Genomic DNA, 22,169 nt, shown 5'->3' with positions numbered 1-22,169 from the left:
AGGAACCAGGGAGGTCAGCCATGAAGACCGGAGCCTCGGAGTACGACCGCTGGCTGTACTCGCACACCCCCTCCCAGGCGGAGGGCGAACGCGACGAGCCCGCCGAGCGCACGGCCGCGGAGCAGCACCCGGACGTCCCCAGGACCGAGCCGTCCCAGGCCGAGGGAGAGCGGGTGGACGACCTCAGGAACCGGTGATCGACGGCACACGATCGACCAGGGGATCCGGCTGGACCTCCCGCGAGCGGGCACGCATAATTTGAACACGTTCAGAAATGAGGGAACCGGATATGCGTGAACCGCTCGTCGCGGCCCAGCAGGACTCACCTGCCGTCGCCTTGGGACCCACCGCTCTCGTCTTCGGCGTCATCGCCACCCTGACCTCGTTCTTCATCTCCCCGTTCGCCCTGATCGCCGGCGGCCTGGCCGTCACCTTCGGCGCGGCGGGCATGCACTACGCCCGTCAGGGCATCGGCCGTATGTGGCCCGCCGCGCTCGGCATGACACTCGGCATCGCCGGCCTGCTCGGCATCGCCGCCCTCCTCGGGGCGTTCGGCGCCTAGCCCGCCCGTCCGCCCGACGGCGCGGCCAGCGGGCCCGTTCCACGTCGCGGACGACACCCGCTACCACGCCTACTTCAGACGTGCCGAACCCGTCGTCGTGTTCGGCATCAGCGGCTCCGGCGTACCGAACCGCGCTCGCGGCGACGGTCGGACCTTCCTCGACGTCCTCTGGGAGCAGGCGTCCTTCGTGTCGTCGGGCATCTTCACGGGGGCGGTCCGCGCGCTTGCCGGGACCTGGCTGTCCGAGGGCCTGTTCACCTCCGCCGAACGGGACCGTGTCGTCGCGGCGGTCAACGCGGACCTGAGGCGCCGTTCGTAGGGCGACGGGCCCACGACGGTGTCCAGGTCTCGCCGTCGGGCGGGTCGTGGTGGACGGAGTTGGTGAGGTATTCGCGGAGGGTGGTGAGCGCCGGGTGCGGGTTGTCGGCGCGCCAGAGGATCGAGTGCGGGTAGACCGGCGCCGGGTCGCGCAGCGGGACGAGCCGCATGTCGTAGCCGGCCGGCCAGACGATGGGCGTCTGCGGGCCGAGGAAGGTCGTCAGCGTCGAGGAGGCGGCGATCGTGTCGATGAGGGCCTCGACCCCGAAGTTGGGGCCCGTCGTCTCGATGGTCAGCCCGAAGTCGGCGGCCAGCGCCTCGTAGTACGCGGTCCACTCGGTCCCCGGCACATTGCCCGGCATCCAGATCCGATGGCCGGCCAGCTCGGCGAGGGTGATTGCGGCGGCACCGGCGAACGGGTGGGCGGGGCCGGTGAACAGGTGGAGCGGCTCGTCGTGGACCGGGGTGATCTCGACGCCCTCGGGGATCACCAGTCCGGGCATGGTGACGGCGCGGAACGTGGCGTCGATGGTGCCGTCCCGGACGGCGGCGACGGCCTCCTCCGCGCCGAGCAGCGTCACGACGTCCAGGGCGATCTCCGGATGGGCGCGGTGGAAGTCGCGCAGCACACCGGCCAGTGACACCCGCCGGCCCACCACGTCGACGCGCAGCGCACGGCTGCCCGGACGCACCGAGGCGCGCGCCCGCTCCTCGGCCTGGAGCAGGGACCGGGCGTGGCCCAGGAACGCCTGCCCGTCGATGGTCAGCTCGGCGCCCCGCGGCGTGCGCGTCAGCAGCCGCACCCCGAGCTCCCGCTCCAGCGCGGCGACCCGCTTGGAGACGGCCTGCTGGGTGAGTGACAGGTCGACGGCGGCCTTCTGGAACTGCCCGGCGCCGGCGACGGCGACGAAGGTCCGTACGGCGTTGAGATCCACGCCGGTCACCCTATCCACACAACGGTTTGTTGTGAGTCGGTTTGGTGTGCCGGTTGTTTGATTCGGCGGTTCACCTGGTCTTTTGATGGGGGTATCGGCGCGGGGTGTCCCACTCTGGTCAACATCCCGTTGTATCCCCGGAGGTGACGCTCCCGTGCCGGACTCCTCCGTCCACCTGCACAACCACACCGAGTACTCGATGCTGGACGGCGCGCAGAAGCTCAGGCCGATGTTCGCCGAGGTGGCCCGGCAGGACATGCCTGCCCGCCAGTCGACCAGCTCGACCAACTCCCGCCCCTCGTACAGACGACATACGGCCATCGTGTCACCCGCCACCGACAATCCGACCGGACCCGCGGCCCCCTCACCTCAGTGGATGCAGCGCCGCCAACTCCGGTGCCCCGCGGCCCGTGACGATCGAATCCGCCAGCAGCTTGCCGCTGAGCGGCCCCAGTGCGATGCCCCACATGCCGTGCCCGCCGCACACATGGACACGGGGCGAGCGGGTCGGGCCGATCAGGGGCAGACCGTCGGCGGTGCAGGGGCGCGGGCCGGCCCATTCGTCGGCGCGGTGGGTGAGGTCGGCCGAAGGGAGCAGGTCCCGGGCGGCGTTGACGATCGCCTGGACGCGGCGGGGGTCCCTGGGCCGGTCGGGCGCGGTGAACTCCATCATCCCCGACACCCGCACCCGGTCCCCGAGCGGCGTGCAGACCACCCGCTGCTCGGCGAGGTACGTCGGCCGCGTAGGCAGGCCTTCCGCGGACACCGTGAAGCTGTAGCCACGGCCGGACTGCACCGGCGTACGCACCCCGAACGGCAGGGCCAGGCGGCCGAGCCAGGCTCCGGAGGCGAGAACGGCCGCGTCGGCCCGCACGGACGCGCCGTCCGAGGTGAGCGCGGCGACCCCGGTGCCCAAGTCCCTTACTCCGACGACCTCCAGACCGCTGACGATCTTCCCGCCCCGGTCGCGCACCGCGTCGGCCAGCGCCGCGACGAACGCCCCGGGGTTCAGATACCGCTGACCGTGCAGCCGTACGGCCGCCTCGATCCGCGCCGACAGCGCCGGCTCCAGCTCGAGCGCCTCGGCTCCGGTGAGCAGGTCGTACTCGACGTCCTGTCCCGCCGCCCGCACCGCGTCCAGCTCCGCCACGAGGGGGCCGCGCCCGGCCTCGGAGGTGAAGGCGATCAGACACGCCTCGCCCGTGCGGGTCGGCTCGGTGACCCCGCCCCGCGCCAGCTCGTCGTACGCCGACAGCGCCCGGCGGTTCAGCGCGGACAGCGCGGCCATGCCGACCTGCCACCGCCGGTGGGTGCAGTTCCGGGTGAACGCCAGCAGGAAGCGGGCCAGCCGAGGATCCGGGCGCGGTGGGACGTAGAGCGGGGAGGCGGGGGAGAGGAGCCCCCGCAACCCCACTTTCAGGGTGGCCGGTTCGGGCAGCGGCACCGTGAGGGCGGGGGACAGCCAGCCCGCGTTGCCCCACGACGCGCCGGCCGCCACGCCCCGCCGGTCGACCACGGTGACCTCGACACCCGCCTCCTGCAGGAACCAGGCCGTCGCCAGCCCCGCCATGCCGGCACCCACGATCACGACACTGCGTGGGCTCATGACCGGCCCCCCGCACCCTCGACGACGGCGACGGGCGGTCGCCGTTCCCCCACCCGCGTCGCCCGCTCGAAGGCGTGCCCCGCCCTCAGCACGGCCGCGTCCGCCCGGTGCGGCCCCACCACCTGGAGCCCGACCGGCAGCCCGCCCGGGGTGAATCCGGCCGGGACCGACAGGGCCGGGCAGCCGGTCATCGTGATCAGGTAGGCCGAGCGCATCCAGTCAAGGTAGGTCTCCGTGGCGGTGCCGTCCACAATGGCGGGGTAGGGGAGCCGGATGTCGAAGGGCGCGACCTGGCTGACCGGCAGAAGCAGGACGTCGTACGTGCCGAAGAACTCCCGGACCCGGTGGAAGAGCGCGGCCTGGAGAAGCTGGGCGCGGCCCAGGTCCGGGCCGGTGAGCTTCCGTCCCTCCTCGATGTTCCACACCACGTCCGGCGCCATGCGGTGGCGGTGCCCGTCCAGCAGCGGCCCGTAGGCCAGCTCCATCTGCCAGGCCCGCTGGACGAGGAACGCCTCGTCGGCGCCGGTGAGATCCGGGCACGCCTCCTCGACCTCACAGCCGAGCCCGGCAAACACCTCCACAGCGCCGCGCACCACATCCCTGACCTCCGCGTCGACGGGCACGCTCCCGCCGAGGTCGGGCGACCAGGCGACCCGCAGGCCTCGGATGTCGCCGTCGAGCGGCCCCGCGAACACGGAACCCTCAGTGTCGAGGGCGAGCGGGCTGCGCGGATCCGGCCCGGCGAGCACGGAGAGCGTCAGGGCGACGTCCCGCACGGTCCGCGCCATGGGGCCCTTGACCGACAGTTGTCCCCAGGGCGCTTTGTCGGGCCACGACGGCACCCGGCCGGGGGACGGCCGCAGCCCGACCACGTTGTTGAAGGACGCCGGGTTGCGCAGTGAGCCGCCGGTGTCGCTGCCGTCGGCGATCGGCTGCATCCCGCAGGCCAGCGCGGCCCCCGCGCCACCGCTGCTGCCGCCCGCGCTGCGCGAGAGGTCGTAGGGATTGCGGGTCGGGCCGAAGACGGGATTGACGGTGTGCGAACCCATGCCGAGTTCGGGCACGTTGGTCTTGCCGAGCGTGATGGCCCCGGCCCGCCTGAGGCGTTCGACGACCAGGTGGTCCCGGCCGGGGACGTGGTCGGCGAAGACGGGGGAGCCGTACGTCGTGCGGATGCCCGCGGTGTCGTGGAGGTCCTTGTGTGCCACGGGCAGCCCGTGCAGGGGCCCGACCTCGGCCCCCGAGGCGAGCCGCTCGTCCGCGTCGGCGGCCTGTGCCAGGGCCTGTTCGGCGACGAGGGTGACGATGGCGTTCACCGACGGATTGACCTGGTCGATCCGGTCGAGGTGGGCGCTGACGACCTCACGCGCGGACACCTCACGGCGCCGCAGGGCCGCGGCGAGGTCGGTCGCCGTGTTGAAGCACAGGTCGGCGGGGTTCACAGTCCTCCCAGGGTTTCCTTGAGCTGGACGACGGCGAGCACCCCGAACAGGACGAAGGAACTCGACAGCAGCACGTTCGAAACGGTCTTGTTGCGGTACGGCGCCCGCAGGCCACGCCGGTTCAGGAGCACCAGCAGCGCCCCGGACAGCAGCGGCAGGACGAGGGAGCCGACGGCCGCGTAGGTGAGGACCAGACGGACCGGCCGGCCCATGAAGGTCACCGCCACCGACGTGAGAGCGCAGTACAGCACGAACAGTCGGTACGGGCGGCTGCGCTGGCCCATGTGCCGCTCGGCGTCGGAATCCGGGACGCCTCGCAGGGTGCGCAGGGAGTCGGACAGGAGGTAGCACAGGGCGTTGAAGCCGCCGACGAGGGCACTCAGGGTCACCAGGAAGAAGGTGCCCAGGAACAGCACCCGGGCCACCGAGCCCAGGTCCGCGCCGAGCGGATCCGCCAGCGCGGCCAGCCCGTCGTTGCCGGTGATCGTCCGCCCGGTGCCGTACAGCAGACCGGTGCCGACGATCGAGGTGCACACCACGAACAGGAACGTGACGGCGTAGCTCACCGCCGAGTCGGCCCGCATGACGGGCAGCCAGCTCCGGTGCCGCCAGCGTTTCTCCCGCACCCAGTAGCTGTACGACGCCACCCCGGCGGTACCGCCCACCCCGCCGATCAGCGCCAGCACGGTGATCAGGTCGCCCTCCGGCAGCCGCGGCCGCAGCGAGGACACCAGGGTGGACGGGTCGTCGATCGTGACGACGGTGACCACCGCCAGCACCACCATGCCGACGAACTTGGCCAGCATGAAGACGCTCATCACCCGCTCGAACAGCGCGTACCGGCCCACGTACACCATCCCGGCCGACGCCAGCGCGATCACCACCGCCACCGGCCGCAGCGGCAGCACGGGGAACAGCGTCGACAGCGCCAGCGCCGCCACCGAGCTGAGCGCCGCCCCGTACAGCAACCCGATGACCAGGACGAACACCAGGAAGGCAGACGGCAGCCAGCGGGCCGCCGCACGCAGGCTCGCGATCACCGTCATGCCCGACGCCAGATACAGCCGCCCCACCGCCTCGGTGAGCGCGTACTTGAGGACGACCCCGACGAGGATCGCCCACAGCAGGGCCATGCCGTACCCGGCGGCGCCCGCCAGCGACGTCACCATGTCGCCCGCGCCCACGCTCGTGGCCGCCAGGACCAGCCCCGGGCCGAGGACGGCGAGCCGCCCGCGCCGGGTGGTGGGGGCGTGGGCGTGGACCTGGGGAGGGCTTTGGGATGTCGCGGTCACGTCGGCCACCTCCGGAGGTAGGGGAAGCGCGGTCCGGCTTCCCGGCAGCGTCGGGCAGGTTGACGGAAGGGAACAACATTCCCTGTGAAATCGACGGAATCGGCCATACGCTCAGGCCGATGGACGCACCGCACCCCGGCCCCGTGGCCGATTCGCTGGACCGGCGCATCATCAGCGCGCTGCAGATCGACGGCCGCGCCTCATGGCACCGCGTCGCCACGGCCCTCGGCGAACCGGAACGCACCGTCGTGCGCCGGGGCACCCGGCTGCTGGACTCCGGACTCGTGCGGATCGGCGCCATGGCGGTGCGGGGCCGCAGCACCGTGCTCGCCGTGCGCTGCGCACCGGGCCGGGCCCGCGTCGTCGCCACCGCACTGGCGCGCCGCCCCGACTGCGTCTTCGCCCATGTCCTGACCGGGACGTGGGACTGCGTCGCGGAGATGCAGTGCCCCCGCGACCGGCTCCCGGGCCTCGTCATGGACGAACTCCCCGGCCTGCCCGGCATCGTGCGGACGCTGACGCTCCCGGTGCTGCGGCACGTACGGACGATCCGCGAGTGGCACGCGGGCCTGCTCACCGAGGCCGAGATCACGGCGCTCGCCGACGGCACACCCGCGACCGCCGCCCCCGGATCGGCGGATCTGCTGCCCCCGGTCGACGGAGCCGGTGAACTCTCCCGCGCCGACCGCCTGTTGGTGAACGCCCTCGCCGAGGACGGGCGGTGCACCTACGACGAACTGGCCCGTGTCTGCGGCGTCTCCGAGGCCACCGCCCGTCGTCGGCTCGGCGCCCTGCGCCGCGGCGGCCGCGTCCGTATCCGTGCCGTCATCGAACCGGCGCTGCTCGGGCTGCCGGTGGAGGCGGTGCTGTGGGTGCGTGCCGTGCCCGCGGCCGTCGGCACGGTGACGGCGGCGCTCGCCGAGTCCCCGCACGTGCGATACGCCAGCTTCGTCACCGGTGAACGCCAGTTGCTGGCCCTGACCGCGTTCCCGGACGAGGCGGCGCTGCACGACTTCCTCACGCGCTCGGCGTGGCTGCGCGAGGCCGTCTCGGTGGACGTGTCCATGGTCCTCGGCTCACTGAAGCGCGGCGGGATGCTCGCGCCGAGGTTGCGGAGCTGACCCCTCCTCAGCCCCTCAATAGATCCGATGAGTTGGTGCCTCTGATGCGATTGAGGCCATTGACAGGTCCATGGAGCCTGCTAGGTTCCGCGATACACCCGATGTATCGATGATCCGTCAGGTCTGGAGGACAAGGATGACCTCACAGCCGGAGCAACGTTCGAAGGTGGCCCGCAGAGCCTTACTCGGCACCGCGCTCGGCACCGCGGCAGCCGCGGCCCTGCCCACGACCGCCCACGCGGAGGAGCCCTCGCAGGGGATGCCGCCCGCCGCGGCCGACGGCACCGGGCGCCCCTGGCGACTGCGCGACACCATGACCACCGACGGCGCCTGGGCGACGTTCCTGCGCGGACAGGACCTGCGGTGGAGCCGGCTGCCCACCCGCTGGTACGAGGGCCCCTTCCTCGGCGACGGGCTGCTCGGCAGCATGATCTACCAGGAGCCCGACGCGGGCCGGATCCGCTTCACCGTCCAGCACGGCCGAGTCCAGGACCACCGGCCCGAGTTCGGCAGCGGCTGGGGCACCTGCCGCCTCCCGGTCGGACACCTCACCCTCGACCCGGTAGGCACCATCACCGCCGTCGACTGGCGGCTGAGTCTGTGGAACGCCGAGCTCACCGGCACCGTCACCACCACCGCCGGCACACTCACCCTCGCCGCGCTCATCCACGACGAGGTCCTCGCCGTCCGCGCCCGAGCCGACGGCGACGAGCGGGTCGTGTGGACCTTCCACCCCGAGGAGGCCATCAGCCCCCGCAGGATCAGCGAGGCCCCGCCCGCCGGCTACACCGCCAACCCGCCCTGGACCACCCGGACCGCCCCTGACGGCACCGAGCAGGTCCTCCAACCCCTCACCGGCGGCGGCCGGACCGCCACCGCTTACCGCAGCACCGGCGACGACCTGCTCGTCTCCGTCGGGCACAGCTTCCCGTCCGACACCGCCGCCGAGGCCGACTCACTGCGCAACCTGCGGCGCGCGAAGTCGTACGGCAGCCTGCGGCGACGGCACACCCGCTGGTGGCACGCCTTCTACCGGAAGAGCTTCGTCTCGTTCCCCGACCAGCGGCTCCAGAGCTTCCACTGGATCCAGCTCTACAAGGTCGCCTCCGCCAGCCGCGCGGGCGGCCCCGTCATGGCCACCTCCGGGCCGTGGCTGGAGCCCACCCCGTGGCCCGCGGTCTGGTGGAACCTCAACGTGCAACTGGAGTACTGGCTCATCCACGGCTCCAACCACCTGGAACTCGACGCGCTCGCCACCACCCTGCGCCAGAACCAGGAACAGCTCATCGCCAACGTGCCCGCCGCCTACCGCGCCGACAGCTCCGGAGTCGGCCGCAGCTCCGACATGTTCGCCAACCGCGGTGTGGGGCGGCCGGGCACCGGTGCCGAGGTCGGGGACCTCACCTGGGCCCTGCACAATGCGTGGCTGTCCTACCGCCACTCCATGGACGAGTCCCTGCTGCGCGACACGATCCACCCCGTACTGCGCCGCGCGATCAACTACTACCTGCACTTCCTCACCCCGGGCAGCGACGGCAGGCTCCACCTGCCGAGCACGCTGTCGCCCGAGTACCCCGTCGTACCGCCGCAGGACACCAACTACGACCTCGCCCTGATCCGCTGGGGCTGTCGGACCCTCATCGAGTCGGCCGAACTGCTCGGCATCGACGACGAGTTGATCCCCCGCTGGCAGCAAGTACTGGCCAGGCTCACGCCGTACCCGGTCGACGGCAACGGCTTCATGATCGGCGCCGACACCCCGTACGCCCAGTCCCACCGCCACTACTCGCATCTGCTGATGGTGTACCCGCTCTACCTCGTCAACTGGGACCAGCCCGAGAGCCGGGAGCTGATCAGGAAGTCGGTCGAGCACTGGCACGCGCTCACCGGCGCCCACCGCGGTTACAGCTACACCGGGGCCGCCTCGATGTACGCGATGACCGGCGACGGCGACACCGCGATCGGCTACCTGCGGAAGTTCTTCGACCCCACCACCCGCTACCCCTGCCAGGCCAACACCCACTACACCGAGGCCGGGCCGGTCATCGAGACGCCGCTGTCCGCCTCGCAGTCCCTGCACGACATGTTCTGCCAGAGCTGGGGCGGCGTCATCCGCGTCTTCCCGGCCGTTCCCACCGCATGGGCGGACGTCACCCTGCACGACTTCCGCACCCAGGGCGCCTTCCTGGTCAGCGCCGTCCGCAAGGCGGGCACCACCCGGTTCATCCGCGTCAAGAGCCTGGCCGGCGAACCGCTCACGCTCCGCCACGGCCTCACCGGCACCCTCACCGCGCTCCTCGACGACGGCACCCCGGCCCGCACCCGCGACCTGGGCGACGGCACCCTCGCCATCGACCTGCCCAAGGGCCGCGAGGTCCTCGTCCACTCCGGCCCGCGCCCCGACCTCGTCATCGCGCCCGTCGCCGTCAGCGAACCGGGCCCGGCCTGGGGACTGCCGTAACCACCGTCCGACCGGACGCACCACAGGGAGGCTTCACATGGCGGTTCCCCTCAGGACCGCGGTCGCCGCGCTCTGCGCCGGGCTGGTGGCCACACTGCTCACGACCGGGCCCGCTCGGGCCGACCGCGGCGACGACGCCTGGACGGTGTCCGGCCCCGCGGCGCACGGACCGGCAGCGCACCTACGCCTGGACGACACGACCGGCGCCGTCAGTCTCTCGGTGACCCGAGGCGGCCGTACGGTCATCGAGCCGTCGCCCGTCGGCATCGTCACCGAACAGACCGACCTCTCCAAGGACCTGCGGTTCCTGCACCGCAAGGACCGGCAGGTCGACGAGCGTTACCGGGCGAGGTCCGGCAAGCGGCTCGACCGCCGGGTCCGCATGAACGAGACCCGGCTCTCCTTCGCCACCCCCGCGGGCGCCCGGCTCGACCTCGTCGTCCGCGCCTCCGCCGACGGCGTCGCCTACCGGTACGTCCTGCCCGGAGCGTACGGCGACGTCCTCGGCGAGACCTCCGCCTTCAACCTGCCGCCGGACGCGAGCGCCTGGCTCGGCGGCTACCGGGTCGACAACGAGGGCCAGTTCGCGCAGTACACCGCCGCCACGGCCCCCACCGGCGAGTACTCGGCGCAGGCGCTGTTCGAGACCGACGGCGGCTACACCCTGCTCGCCGAGTCCGACCTCACCGGCGACTACTCCGGCGCCCGGCTCGCCCACGACCAGGGCACCGGCACCTACCGCGTCAAGCTCGCCGACGACCGCGTCCGAGCCGGAGGACCCCTGGCCACCCCCTGGCGCGCGATGGTCACCGGCGACCTCGCCACCGTCACCCGCTCCACCTTCACCGACGACCTCGCCCCCGCCTCCAAGGTCCCCGACACCTCCTGGATCAAGCCCGGCACCGTGCTGTGGACCTGGCTCGCGGGCGGCAGAGAGGCCGGCCAGAGCCTCGCCGCACAAAAGGCCTACGTCGACTACGCCGCCGAACGGCACTGGCCGTACGAGGCGGTCGACGCGGGCTGGTACTTCAAGGCCGACGAGTGGGACACCACCGACCCCGACTGGCAGACCAATAGCTGGGTGCCCGAACTCGTCGACTACGCACGCTCCAAGGGCGTCGGCATCATCGTCTGGATCCACCAGCGCGACCTCGACACGCCCGAGGAGCGGGCCCAGTGGCTGCCCACTCTGGAGCGCTGGGGCGTCAAGGGAGTCAAGATCGACTTCATGGACTCCGAGGCGCAGCCCATGCTCCAGTGGTACGACGCCGTCCTCGCGGAGACCGCCGCCCACCACCTCCTGGTCGACTTCCACGGCTCGACCGTCCCCAAGGGCATCCAGCGCACCTGGCCCCACGTCATGACCCTGGAGGGCGTCGCGGGAGAGGAGAAGCGCACCAACACCGCCGCCCACCTGACCACCCTGCCCTTCACCCGCAACGTCATCGGCTCCATGGACTTCACCCCCGGCGCCTTCCAGCGCGTCGGCCTGCGCCCCAACTCCGACGCGGCCGAGGTCGGCCTCACCGTCGCCTACGAGTCGGGCCTGCAGATGTTCGCGGGCACCCCCGAGTCGTACGACCGACGGCCGCTCGCCCGCGCCTACTTCGACCAGGTACCGGCGGCCTGGGACGACACCGAGCTGCTCACCGGCCGACCCTGCCGGGAAGCCGTGCTCGCGCGGCGCGACGGGGACCGCTGGTTCCTGGGCGGCGTGTAAGCCGGGTCGGCACGCACGGCCGAAGTACCGCTGACCGTCGGCCCCGGGAGGTGGCTGGTCGAGACGGTCGAGGACGGCACCGACGGGCTCGTGCGGAACCGTCAGGTGCTGCGCGGCGGCGACACGTTCACCGTGGATGTCGTCACCAACGGCGGCTTCGCCGGCATCGCGTGCCGCTGGCGCCCGGGGGTCACCACGTGCCACCGCTGAACACGATCACGTTCATATACATGATCCATGCTCGCATGGGTGTGGGTGTGCGCTTGGAGGAACCGGCATGAGTGTTTCCCGGCGAACCGTGATGGCTACGGCGGCCGGTGCCGCGGCGATGGGCGCCTCCTCGGCACCGCCAAGGCCGCGGACGTGACCGCCGCCCAGCCACCGGTACCGACCCTGCGCACCTTCCGCGCGGTGGCCGACTACGCCGTCGACAGGCTCCGCGCGGTCGCACCGACCGTGACCGCCTTCCCTGTCGGCACGAAGTTCGAGAAGTGGGTCTACTCGCAGAACGGCGACTGGGTCGGCGGCTTCTGGCCGGGCACGCTGTGGATGGCGTGGCTCCACAGCGAGGACGACGCCTTCCGCACCTGGGCCCTGGCGTCCGCGGAGAAGCTGGCCCCCCGCCGGTACGACACCGGCACGCACGACCTCGGCTTCCTCTTCTACCCGTCCTGGGTCACCGCCTGGCGCCTGACGGGCGACGCCAAGTGGCGGGACGGTGCCCTTCGGGCCGCCGACTCGCTGATCCAGCGCTACAACCCGCGCGGGCGCTTCATCAGAGCCTGGGGCGCGCTGAACGAGGAGCGCAACGCCGGCCGGGTCATCATCGACACGATGATGAACCTCGACCTGCTGGCCTTCGCGAGCGGCGCGACCGGCGACGGGAAGTACCTGGACATCGCCGTGGAACACGCGAGGACCACCCAGCGGGTCTTCCCGCGCCCCGACGGCTCGACCCCGCACGTGTACGACTTCGATCCGGCCGACGGCGCCGCGATCGGCCCCAACACCGTGCAGGGGTACAGCCCCACGTCCTGCTGGTCGCGCGGACAGGCGTGGGGCCTGTACGGGTTCACCACGATGTACCGGCGCACCGGCAACCGGGAGTTCCTGGCCACCGCCCGCAGGCTCGCCGACTTCGCGGTGGGGGCGCTGACCCCGGATCACGTCCCCGTGTGGGACTACGGCGCCCCGCAGCAGCCGTACGACATCAAGGACGCGTCGGCCGGCGCGATCACGGCGTGCGGCCTGCTCGACCTGGCCGCGGCGACCGGCAGGCCGGCCTATCGCGAGGTGGCGTTGCGGCTGCTCACCGCGCTGGCCGAGACCTGCCTGACACGGAACTCCGCCCGCGCGGAGGCGATCGTGGCCCGCTGCACACGCAACCGGCCGAGCGAGGACGGGGTCGAGATCTCCCTGCCCTACGCCGACTACTACCTGCTGGAGGGCATCCTGCGGGTGCTCCGGCCGAAGGAAGTCGACCGGGCGATCGACTTGTCCACGGTCTGATCGCCAGGGGGCAGGTCGGCCCGCGATCGATCGGATCGAGCTGTTCCGCCGCCGGGCGAGCACGGGCGATCGAGGCCATCAGCGGTTCGCGGTCACGGATCTCTGCCCCCGAGGCCGCATCAACAGCAGGTCCGGGCCCCGGGCATCGAGCGTGGACCCGAGCCCGGCCTCGCGTGCCACGGCCTCGACCCGGGCGAAGAGCGTTCGCTGAAGTTCCACGTCACCAGAGCCTGCGATCCCCTCGATCGCCTCCAGCAGCAGGCCCGTGTCCCACCCCGGCAGGGGAAACCGCTCCAGCTCCCACTCCAGGTACTTGTTGTAGGGACGCGGCTGGCGGTCCAGGGCGAACAGCACCTCCAGCAGGAAACCCACGCTGTCGGCCGCGTCGAGGCGGGCGGCCAGAAGGTGGCCGTCCCGGGCGTTCTTGACGGACCGATACACAGAGTTGGCGTAGGCGTCCAGCCACCCGGCCGCCGCCCGAAACGCCTCGTCGCGGTCAAGCCGTGGCACTGGGCGGTCGCCGACATCCCCGCCACGGTCACCGAGTTGCCCGAGGGCGCCGGCGACGACACCGGCGCGGGTCTGCCCGAAGGCGCCTTCCAACTGCCCAACGACGCCCGCCTGGCCCGCTACATCGGCGCCGCCCCGCCGGCCGGGCATGGCCCGCACCGCTACTTCGTCGTGGTGCACGCCCTCGACGTCGCCTCCATAGGCGTCCCCGCCGACGCCACCCCCGCTGTCCTCGGCTTCACCATGGCCGGGCACACCCTCGGCCGTGCGGTGCTGACCGTCACGGCCGAGACACCCGCCTGACGATCGGCACGTCCCGGCTCCTCGACACCACCGAGACGTACCTGAGCGACGAGGACCGGTCGTACCCGATCGGGAAACCGGTGCAGACCGAACTCCCTGCGCCGACCGCCGAGCACGTTGTCGTGACCAAGCACTGAGTCGGTGGGGCGCCTGCCTGTTGCCGCGCCCGATACGAGCCCGGGGGGGTGGCCCTCGATCACGATCTGGTCGAGGGCCGTCCCCGGATCTTGGTGGGACGACGCAGGCGTAGGTGGAACGGCGCTCATCGGTGGGTCGGAACGGGCTGATTCGCATCGGCGACCACGACCTCGTTCTGTGCAGACGTACGACTGCTTCGAACCGCATGGTCCACGCGTAGAGCTGAACCAGCGTGGCGCCGAACCACTCTCGCGACGGCGAGGTCCACTCGACCTTGTCGTTGTTCCAAACCCGGCCGCATATACGCATTGAGCAGACGTCGCAGAACGTACGCAGCCGCACGCCGCCCCCGGTGTCGACCACCGTCGAGCTGGTGGTGACGGTGCTCAGCCGGAGCCCACCGTGAACTTGTGCCAGTGGATTCCGTCGGTGGATATCCGGTAGTGCCCGTTGCCGTAGCTGTCGGCCCACAGCCAGCCGATCGGAGTGCTGGTGACGGTCCCCGCCGCGCCGCGCGAGTCGCCGGCCGACTGGAACGTCCTGGCGTGGTCGGTGCTGCGCCATACTCCACGCTCTCCGTACACCGTGAGGCTGCCGTCGTCGGCCGCGACGACGGCGCCGAGCGAGGAGAGTGGCTCGACGCCCCTGCGGTAGGTCCACAGGCGGGTCCAGGTGTGTCCGCCGTCGGTGCTGGTGTGGAGCGCGCGAAGGCCGTTCTTCACCCCTTCGTGGTCGGGGAGCTGGCCCGTCTGCTGCGCGTACAGACCGTCCCTTCCGGCAACGACCTGGAAACCCCATCCCTCCTTCGCGGCGCCCGGCATATCGGTCAACTGCCATGTGCGGCCGCGGTCCTCGCTCCTTGCCTGTGCCGGCAGGCCGGATTCGGGGTCCGCGCCGGACACGAAAAGCGCGTTACGCGCAACGTCGCCGCTCGGGGCGAGGACGCCCTTCAGCGGCGGCTGCCGCTTCAGCACACGGTGTTCGCCGGTGTCCGGCATCACGACGAGCAGTCGGTTGCGCGCGCAGGTGTTGGCGGGGTCGGACGCGTCCAGCTCCACGCACTCGCCGACCAGGAGGGCACCCTCGGGGACGGTCGCCGTCGTGCCCTGCGGCTTTTGGGTGCCGGGCGTCCAGGTACGGCCGCCGTCACGGGTGAACCAGGTGGGGCCCGGCCGGGTCCAGTCCTCGTGCTGGTCGATGATGACGGCGCGGCCCGCCCCCAGGACATGGAGACCCGCGGTGATGCCCAAGTCGCCGATGACATCCGGCAACGGGGACTCGGTCAGGCGCCATTTCCCCGCGCCCTTGTCCAGTACGGCGACATGCTGACGGCAGCGCTTGTCGGTGCACTCGGCGAGGAGGACGAAGCCTGAGCCGTCCGGAGCGAAGCCGAGACTGTGCGACCAGCCCGGCAGGCCAGGGGCCGACGGGATGCGCAGTGGGTGGACGGCGGTTCGGCCGGGGTCCACGGAGTTGCCCGCGGACCCGCCCGCCGCTTCGGCGACGCACGCGGTCAGGAGCAGGACTGCGGCGACAGCCCCGAGCAGCGCCCTCAGTAGCTGAACTCTCATGGATCCCCCGATCTGCGGTGGCCGGCGGCCACTTGCTACATCTGGTACACCGCAGACCGGCTCCGGGTTCCACTCCTCGCCGAACTATTTGCTCAGGTGCCCGAACCGCCGTACCACCAGCGGGAAGAAGGCCGTGAGCGGCGCCGGTGGCCGAACGACCGCTGTCCTGGTGGTCCAGTGCGACGGCGCTTCGGCGCCGGGGTCCTCGCCGAGGCCGATCGTGTCGGCAGACAGCGGAATCCGGCGGTTCAGGCGCCTTCTTTCGGGCGTCTAGAAGAAGCCCAGCTTCTTCGGCGAGTAGCTCACCAGCAGATTCTTCGTCTGCTGGTAGTGCTCCAGCATCATCTTGTGCGTCTCGCGCCCGATGCCCGACCCCTTGTAGCCACCGAACGCCGCATGCGCGGGATACGCGTGGTAGCAATTCGTCCACACGCGCCCCGCCTGGATGGCGCGACCCGCGCGGTACGCGGTGTTGATGTCCCGCGTCCACACACCCGCGCCGAGGCCGTACAGCGTGTCGTTGGCGACCTTCATGGCGTCGTCGAAGTCGTCGAAGGACGTCACCGAGACGACCGGCCCGAAGATCTCCTCCTGGAAGATCCGCATGCGGTTGTCGCCCTCGAAGACGGTCGGCTGGACGTAGTACCCGCCCTTCAGCTCACCGTCGTGCTCGATACGTTCGCCACCCGTCAGGACCCGGGCGCCCTCCTGCCGGCCGATGTCGAAGTAGGAGAGGATCTTCTCCAACTGGTCGTTGGACGCCTGCGCGCCGATCATCGTGTCCGTGTCGAGCGGGTGGCCGGTGCTGATCTGCTCGGTGCGGGCGACCGCCGCATCGATGAACTCCGCGTAGTGACCCCGCTGCACCAGCGCCCGGGACGGGCATGTGCACACCTCGCCCTGGTTGAGCGCGAACATCGTGAATCCCTCGAGCGCCTTGTCCCGGAAGTCGTCGTCGGCCGACCAGACGTCGTCGAAGAAGATGTTCGGGGACTTGCCGCCCAGTTCGAGGGTGACCGGGGTGATGTTCTCCGAGGCGTACTGCATGATCAGCCGACCTGTCGTGGTCTCCCCGGTGAACGCCACTTTGGCCACCCTGGGGCTGGACGCCAGCGGCTTGCCCGCCTCCACGCCGAAGCCGTTGACGATGTTGACCACGCCGGGCGGGAGCAGATCGGCGACCAGGCTCAGCCAGTAATGGATGGACGCCGGGGTCTGCTCGGCCGGCTTGAGCACCACGGCGTTGCCCGCGGCCAGCGCCGGCGCGAGCTTCCACGTCGCCATGAGGATCGGGAAGTTCCACGGGATGATCTGCGCGACCACGCCCAGCGGCTCGTGGAAGTGGTACGCCACGGTGTCGTCGTCGACCTCGCCGAGCGAGCCCTCCTGGGACCTGATCGCCCCCGCGAAGTAGCGGAAGTGGTCGATCGCCAGCGGAATGTCCGCCGCCAGCGTCTCCCGCACCGGCTTGCCGTTCTCCCAGCTCTCGGCGACGGCCAGCTTCTCCAGGTTCGCCTCCATACGGTCGGCGATCTTCCGCAGGATGTCGGAGCGCTCGGTCACCGACATCCGCCCCCACGCCGGGGCGGCCGCGTGCGCCGCGTCCAGCGCCCGCTCCACATCCTGAGCCGTGCCCCGCGCGATCTCGGTAAACGGCTGCCCGTTCACCGGCGTCGGATTCTCGAAGTACTGCCCCTGGACCGGCGGCACGTACTCGCCGCCGATGAAGTGGTCGTAGCGCGCCTGGTAGGAGACGATCGCACCCTCGGTGCCGGGCGCCGCGTAACGGGTCATACTGCTCTGCCTCCCGAAGAAGCGCTGCCCGCCGTTGGGCAGCTCTCGACGCGAGGTTAGGGACGGCGAGGTTGCAAGTACGTTGCGCGGGGCCTGGACTGCCCTGTGCGACCGGTCGTTCGATCAGCGGGCCGGGCGGCGCTCCCGGGCGGGTGGCGCGGTGAGTTCGGACTCCAGCGCCGCCAGCCGCGACCGTACCGTCGCCGTCGGACGCACCGCGGCGAGCGCCCGCCATATGTCGAGGTCGTCCTCGCCCCACGGCGCGTGCGCCCAGTCGGCCAGCAGGTCGGGATCACGACGGGCGATCAACGCCGTACGGAGCCCGTCGGCCAGCAGACGCCTGAGCCGTACGACCGCCGGGGCCTGGGAGCCTGGCAGCAGCGGGCCCGCGTACGCCGTGGCCGCCGCCGTGACCGCACCCGTCTCCAGACGGCGCTCGACGACCGCCACGTCCGACTCGACCGGCACCGTGAGCCGGTAGGGCCGCGAGCCGAGCAGGCCGGGGCCGAGTATCCGGCGCAGACGCGCCACTTCGGCTCGCAGTGTCACGGGCGTCACCGACTCGTCCTCGTACAGCGCGCACAGCAGCTCGTCGCCGGTCAGCCCCTCCGGGTGACGGGCCAGCAGCACCAGGATCTCGCTGTGCCGGCGACTGAGCCTGACCCGGCTGCCGCCGATGAGCAACCGTGCCTCGTCGCGGCCCAGAGCGGACAGCTCGGGCGTGTCGGCGGTGAGAGTCCGAGGCTTCAGCAGCGCCAGATGGGACTCCGCGGCACGCGCGACCGCCTGCACGAACCCCAGGCTGTGCGGATGCGCGAGGCCATCACCGCCGGTGATGTCCACCGCCCCGAGCACCCGCCCGGTCCGCGGATCGTGCACCGGCGCCGCCGCACAGGTCCAGGGCTGCACCCGGCGGATGAAGTGCTCGGCCGCGAACACCTGCACCGGCCGGTCCACGGTGACCGCCGTACCCGGCGCGTTCGTCCCGACCGCGGTCTCCGCCCACCGCGCACCCGGCACGAAGTTCATCAGCCCGGCCCTGCGCCGGGTCGTCGGATGCCCCTCGACCCACAGCAGCCTGCCGTGCGCGTCGCACACCGCGAGCAGATGCTCGCCGTCCGAGGCGAACGTGCCCAGCAACTCCCGGAACAGCGGCATCACCGGCGCCAGCGGATGCTCCGCGCGATAGGCGCCGAGGTCACCGTCCGCCAGTTCCACGCTCGCCGTCCCGTCCGGACCGACACCGGCCCGCGCGGAACGCCGCCACGAGTCGGCCACCACGGAACGCACCGGCGTCGGCACCGTGCCCACCTCGGTGAACTTCTCATGCGCACGACGCAGCACCCGTACGCGCTCGGCGGGGTCGGCCCCCGGTTCCAGAGCCACCCACGGATCGGTCAACTCGGCCTCCCCGGTAGCGATGCGGCTGGGGACATAGTCACTCCGGGTACGCGCGCGGACAACCTTTTCGACGGGGCGGACCCGAGCGGTGGACACATCGGCACAGATGTACGAACCCTCAGGCGGCGTTGACCAGGCGTATGTAGCGCGTCCAGTCCCAGTGCGGGCCGGGATCGGTGTGGTCGGTGCCCGGTACCTCGTGGTGCCCGATGATGTGCGCCCGGTCCTTCGGTATGCCGTGCCTGGCGCAGATCGCCGCCGTGAGGCGGGCCGACGTCTCGTACATGACGTCGGTGAAGTAGCCGGGCCGGTCCACCCAGCCCTCGTGCTCGATGCCGATACTGCGCAGGTTGTGGTCCCAGTCCCCGGCGTGCCAGGCGATGTCTCGCTCGGGAACACACTGTGAGGTGTGTCCGTCCGCCGACCGGACGACGTAGTGCGCGGACACCTTCTTCCTGGGGTTCTCGAAGACGAACAGGGTGTTGGGGTAGGTGGTCTGTGTGACGTGGATGATCACTCGGTCGACGGGGTGGGACGCGGGGCGGTTCGCCACCGTGTAGTTGGCGGAACTCGCCGGCCGCCACTCGGCGAGTGGGTGGTCCGGGCCCGGAACGTGTGCTCCGGCCCGCCGCTCGGGCAGCAGGGCGTACGGGACGGCGGCGAGAGCCGTGCCCTGGAGGATCCGCCGTCGGCTGAGATGAGGTCTTGCGCGTTCCAAAGGGAGGATCGCCTTTCGGAGTTGAGGCCAGTTGGGGTGGGTTGAGGTCAGCGCAACGTCGCCGCCGTCTCTCGCAGCCGTGCATGCGCTCCGCGGTGCGTCTCGCGCGCCGGCAGCCACTGTTTGCGGATCTTGGCCACGCACGTGTAGTTGGTGTCGCACACATTGGCCAGCGGCGATTCGACGGCCTGGGTCGCGAACTGGTACGCGTCCAGCTCACCGAACCCGTAGTCGCGCACCAGCCACTGCACCAGGTCGAGCTGGGATATCCGGAACGCGTCCTCCAGCGGCCGCGCCGAGCCCGTCGAGATGATGTGCGTGTCCGACTCGATGCGCGGCCAGGGAGTGGCAAGGCCCTTGAGCAGCTCGACGATCACCACGGTGTTCATCGCACACTCGACGGCGACCCCGCACGTCTCTCCCTCACCTTGCCGGGCGTGCCCGTCGCCGAGGCTGAGCACTGCGCCCTCGACGTTCACCCCGAGATAGCAGGTGACGCCGGCCCGCATCTCCGGCGTGTCCATGTTCCCGCCGTGCGCGTCGGGCATCAGGGCCGAGCGCACCTCCAGATTGGCGGGAGCCACCCCGACGGTGCCGTGCATCGGGTCCATGGGCAGCTCGGCCTCGATGTCACTGTCGTGGGCCCGTAACAGCGCGGTCCGCCGGGTCCGGTCGAGCTGCCAGATCCATACGGTCTCCGGCAGCGGCGGCTGCAGTGTGGCCGTGGTGTGTGTCGAGGTGAGCGCGCCGAACAGCGGGACCGTGGTCGACGCGGCCCAGTCCCGGGCCGGTTCGATCGACACGAAGTGCACGGTGACCGTGTCACCCGGCTCGGCGCCCTCGATGTGGAAGGGCCCTGTCTGAGGGTTGAGGTAGGGGAACTCGCACACCTCGGACACCAGGTCCTTCTCCGAGCGCACCCGCCCCGCGAAGCAGTCCTCCGTGTACAGGTCGAGCACCGTACCGGGCGCGATGCGCGCCACGGGCGGCGCGCCGCCGAACGTCCAGGCGTACTCGCCGGGTTCGGGTCGCACGGTCAAGATCCGGGGGTCGCTCATAGCTGTACAGCTCCGTTCTGCGGAGGGTCGGTGGGGGAGGGCTCGTCGATGTGGACGCGGGCGGTCTCGGCTATTCGCCCGGCATGGCGCCGCATCAGCACGAGCAGCACGCAGACCCCGGCCGCCATCCACACCTCGACCAGCGATCCCGCGTACGACACGGGCGCGAGCGGCTCGGAGACGAAGTCGAAGACGGGCAGCCCCGCCAAGTACCCGAAGAGAGCGATGACGGCGGCAACCGCGGGCATCGCTTCGCGCCGCAGCGACGGGGCCGTCTGCCCCGCCGATTTCCTCGCAGTTTCCCCCGACATGTGAATCCCCCTCATGCACGCCGACGCGCCCCGCGTCGCCACGACACGACCGCTGACGCCTCGCGTGAATCACGGTACGGCGTCGGCCGGCTGGGCAGAAGGGCGCTCAGGGATTCCGTGGACAGCCGCGGGATTGTGGATAACTCGCTCACCCACACGACTGAACTCGGCCTGGAATCAGGCCCGTTCCGCCGCCACCGCCGCCGGATCGTCCAGCACCGCCCGCACCACGGAGTGCGCGGCCCCCAGCAGCGGCCCCTCGGGGCCCAGCCGGGACACTGACACCGGACAGGCGGGCCCGGCGGTGCGCTGGTCCAGCTCGGCCTCCAGCGACGGCAGCAGCCACGGCGCGAGCCCGGCCAGCGCACCCCCCAGGACCACACTCTCGGGGTCCAGCAGATTCACCGCGCCCGTCAGCGCGATCCCGAGTGCCGTTCCCGCGTCGCGCAGGGCACGCCGTACGTCCTCGTCGCCCTCGGCGGCGCGCCCGGCGAGCAGCCCGACGCGGTCCTCGCCGGGCTCCAGCCCGGCCGCGCGCAGCACCGCCTCCTCCCCGGCGTACTGCTCCAGGCACCCGCGCCCGCCGCACGGGCACTCGGGCCCGTCCGGCCGGACGGGAACGTGCCCCAACTCGCCCGCGAAACCGCGCGTTCCACGCAGCAGCCCGCCGTCCACCACGACCGCCGCACCGATGCCGATCTCCGCCGACACATGCAGGAAGTCCCGCGGAGTGCCGTCGCCGAGCCAGAGTTCGGCGAGCGCGCCGAAATCGGCCTCGTTGCCGACGGTCAGTGGGACGTCCGCGGGGAGCAGCTCGGCCAGGTCCGCGTCGCGCCAGTCGAGGTTCGGGGCGCGTACGACCGTACGGGCGTCACGCGCCACCAGGCCCGGCACCGCGATCGCGAGGCCTGCGGGCCACAGTCCCTCGCGCTCGGCCTCGGCGACGACCTGCCGCACCAGCTCGTGGAGTTCCTCGATCACCGGTCCGGGCGCCCGGCCCCGGTTCGCGCCGTGCCGCACGGCCCTGGACCGCACCTCGCCGCGCAGATCGACCGCGCAGACGGCGAGATGGTCGACCCCGACCTCCGCGCCTATCCCGGCCGGACCGTGCCCGCTGACGGCGAGCGCCGACCCGGGACGGCCCACCCGGCTGGGCCGCTGCGGACCCAGCTCCTCCAGCAGCCCCGAGCGGATCAGCTCGTCGACGAGGGTGGACACCGCAGCACGCGTCAGCCCGATACGGGAGGCGACGGCGGCACGGGAGAGCGGACCCTCGGCGCTCACGGTGTGCATCACCCGGGCGAGATTGCGGCGCCGCATGCCCTGCTGGGTGTTGGGCAGTGCGCCCCCGGCGCCGGTCGGGCGGGCCTCGTGCAGCGGTGCGGTCATGCCTGAAGTC

17 protein-coding genes and 3 pseudogenes are annotated in these 22,169 nt (G+C 71.6%); 8 read left to right on the top strand and 12 right to left on the bottom strand.

The genetic code is table 11. From position 1 onward, the window contains the following. Nucleotides 1-20 precede the first annotated feature (20 nt). The 3 genes from ACP4J3_RS03845 to ACP4J3_RS03835 all read left to right on the top strand — a co-directional run bounded on the left by ACP4J3_RS03845 (nucleotide 21) and on the right by ACP4J3_RS03835 (nucleotide 881). Nucleotides 21-197 (top strand): hypothetical protein, encoded by a 177-nt coding sequence (locus tag ACP4J3_RS03845; RefSeq protein ID WP_194048553.1) that lies wholly within the window; start codon nucleotides 21-23, stop codon nucleotides 195-197. A 92-nt stretch (nucleotides 198-289) separates the two neighbouring features. Continuing rightward, nucleotides 290-562, top strand: a complete 273-nt coding sequence (locus tag ACP4J3_RS03840; RefSeq protein WP_426530345.1) for a hypothetical protein — start codon at nucleotides 290-292, stop codon at nucleotides 560-562. Nucleotides 563-659: 97 nt separating this feature from the next. Beyond that, on the top strand, nucleotides 660-881 hold the full coding sequence (locus tag ACP4J3_RS03835; protein WP_426530344.1) for a hypothetical protein: 222 nt from the start codon (nucleotides 660-662) through the stop codon (nucleotides 879-881). Here the strand turns inward: ACP4J3_RS03835 and ACP4J3_RS03830 are convergent. The 4 genes from ACP4J3_RS03830 to ACP4J3_RS03815 form a co-directional block, all read right to left on the bottom strand. Then, nucleotides 853-1,815, bottom strand: coding sequence for a LysR family transcriptional regulator (locus ACP4J3_RS03830; protein ID WP_426530342.1), 963 nt, complete (start codon nucleotides 1,813-1,815; stop codon nucleotides 853-855). The genes ACP4J3_RS03835 and ACP4J3_RS03830 overlap by 29 nt on opposite strands. Nucleotides 1,816-2,179: 364 nt before the next feature. After that, complete coding sequence (locus ACP4J3_RS03825) at nucleotides 2,180-3,421, bottom strand: NAD(P)/FAD-dependent oxidoreductase (RefSeq protein WP_426530340.1); 1,242 nt, start codon at nucleotides 3,419-3,421, stop codon at nucleotides 2,180-2,182. Continuing rightward, nucleotides 3,418-4,863 (bottom strand): amidase, encoded by a 1,446-nt coding sequence (locus tag ACP4J3_RS03820; protein WP_426530338.1) that lies wholly within the window; start codon nucleotides 4,861-4,863, stop codon nucleotides 3,418-3,420. The genes ACP4J3_RS03825 and ACP4J3_RS03820 overlap by 4 nt, the downstream gene beginning before the upstream one ends. Beyond that, nucleotides 4,860-6,155, bottom strand: coding sequence for an Nramp family divalent metal transporter (locus ACP4J3_RS03815; RefSeq protein ID WP_426530336.1), 1,296 nt, complete (start codon nucleotides 6,153-6,155; stop codon nucleotides 4,860-4,862). The genes ACP4J3_RS03820 and ACP4J3_RS03815 overlap by 4 nt, the downstream gene beginning before the upstream one ends. A gap of 119 nt (nucleotides 6,156-6,274) precedes the next feature. Between ACP4J3_RS03815 and ACP4J3_RS03810 the strand changes: the two genes are divergently transcribed. The 4 genes and pseudogenes from ACP4J3_RS03810 (at nucleotide 6,275) to ACP4J3_RS03795 (ending at nucleotide 12,966) form a co-directional block, all read left to right on the top strand. Next, nucleotides 6,275-7,276, top strand: a complete 1,002-nt coding sequence (locus ACP4J3_RS03810; protein WP_426530334.1) for an Lrp/AsnC family transcriptional regulator — start codon at nucleotides 6,275-6,277, stop codon at nucleotides 7,274-7,276. 136 nt (nucleotides 7,277-7,412) lie between these two features. Next, a complete protein-coding gene (locus ACP4J3_RS03805; protein ID WP_426530332.1) occupies nucleotides 7,413-9,737 on the top strand; it encodes a glycosyl hydrolase family 95 catalytic domain-containing protein in 2,325 nt (774 codons plus the stop codon). Nucleotides 9,738-9,774: 37 nt separating this feature from the next. Then, nucleotides 9,775-11,667 (top strand): annotated as a pseudogene (locus ACP4J3_RS03800) (glycoside hydrolase family 97 catalytic domain-containing protein). 153 nt (nucleotides 11,668-11,820) lie between these two features. Continuing rightward, nucleotides 11,821-12,966, top strand: a complete 1,146-nt coding sequence (locus tag ACP4J3_RS03795) for a glycoside hydrolase family 88 protein (protein WP_426530330.1) — start codon at nucleotides 11,821-11,823, stop codon at nucleotides 12,964-12,966. A gap of 78 nt (nucleotides 12,967-13,044) precedes the next feature. Here ACP4J3_RS03795 and ACP4J3_RS03790 read toward each other — a convergent pair. Next, a pseudogene (locus ACP4J3_RS03790) lies at nucleotides 13,045-13,470 on the bottom strand (hypothetical protein); the annotation flags it as partial. On the opposite strand from ACP4J3_RS03790, the pseudogene ACP4J3_RS03785 reads away from it, so the two are divergent. Then, nucleotides 13,471-13,779, top strand: a pseudogene (locus ACP4J3_RS03785) (YbhB/YbcL family Raf kinase inhibitor-like protein); the annotation flags it as partial. A 524-nt stretch (nucleotides 13,780-14,303) separates the two neighbouring features. Here ACP4J3_RS03785 and ACP4J3_RS03780 read toward each other — a convergent pair. The 7 genes from ACP4J3_RS03780 to ACP4J3_RS03750 all read right to left on the bottom strand — a co-directional run bounded on the left by ACP4J3_RS03780 (nucleotide 14,304) and on the right by ACP4J3_RS03750 (nucleotide 22,159). Further along, a complete protein-coding gene (locus ACP4J3_RS03780) occupies nucleotides 14,304-15,488 on the bottom strand; it encodes a sialidase family protein (protein ID WP_426530328.1) in 1,185 nt (394 codons plus the stop codon). 270 nt (nucleotides 15,489-15,758) lie between these two features. Beyond that, the gene (gene exaC, locus ACP4J3_RS03775) at nucleotides 15,759-17,282 is read right to left on the bottom strand and encodes an acetaldehyde dehydrogenase ExaC (protein WP_426530326.1); all 1,524 of its coding nucleotides are present in this window, start codon (nucleotides 17,280-17,282) and stop codon (nucleotides 15,759-15,761) included. A 123-nt stretch (nucleotides 17,283-17,405) separates the two neighbouring features. Then, nucleotides 17,406-18,683 carry a GAF domain-containing protein gene (locus tag ACP4J3_RS03770; RefSeq protein ID WP_426530324.1) on the bottom strand — a complete coding sequence of 426 codons (1,278 nt, stop codon included), beginning with the start codon at nucleotides 18,681-18,683 and terminating at the stop codon, nucleotides 17,406-17,408. A 118-nt stretch (nucleotides 18,684-18,801) separates the two neighbouring features. After that, nucleotides 18,802-19,401, bottom strand: coding sequence for an N-acetylmuramoyl-L-alanine amidase (locus tag ACP4J3_RS03765; protein ID WP_426530322.1), 600 nt, complete (start codon nucleotides 19,399-19,401; stop codon nucleotides 18,802-18,804). Nucleotides 19,402-19,448: 47 nt separating this feature from the next. Beyond that, complete coding sequence (locus ACP4J3_RS03760; RefSeq protein WP_426530320.1) at nucleotides 19,449-20,459, bottom strand: acetamidase/formamidase family protein; 1,011 nt, start codon at nucleotides 20,457-20,459, stop codon at nucleotides 19,449-19,451. Continuing rightward, the gene (locus ACP4J3_RS03755; RefSeq protein WP_426530318.1) at nucleotides 20,456-20,770 is read right to left on the bottom strand and encodes a hypothetical protein; all 315 of its coding nucleotides are present in this window, start codon (nucleotides 20,768-20,770) and stop codon (nucleotides 20,456-20,458) included. Before ACP4J3_RS03755 ends, ACP4J3_RS03760 begins: the two co-directional genes overlap by 4 nt. A 177-nt stretch (nucleotides 20,771-20,947) precedes the next feature. Further along, the gene (locus tag ACP4J3_RS03750; RefSeq protein ID WP_426530316.1) at nucleotides 20,948-22,159 is read right to left on the bottom strand and encodes an ROK family protein; all 1,212 of its coding nucleotides are present in this window, start codon (nucleotides 22,157-22,159) and stop codon (nucleotides 20,948-20,950) included. Nucleotides 22,160-22,169: the final 10 nt, after the last annotated feature.

The sequence above is a fragment of the Streptomyces sp. UG1 genome (assembly GCF_049974585.1).
Taxonomy (GTDB): Bacteria; Actinomycetota; Actinomycetes; order Streptomycetales; family Streptomycetaceae; genus Streptomyces.
This window is presented reverse-complemented; position numbering and strand designations above follow the sequence as displayed.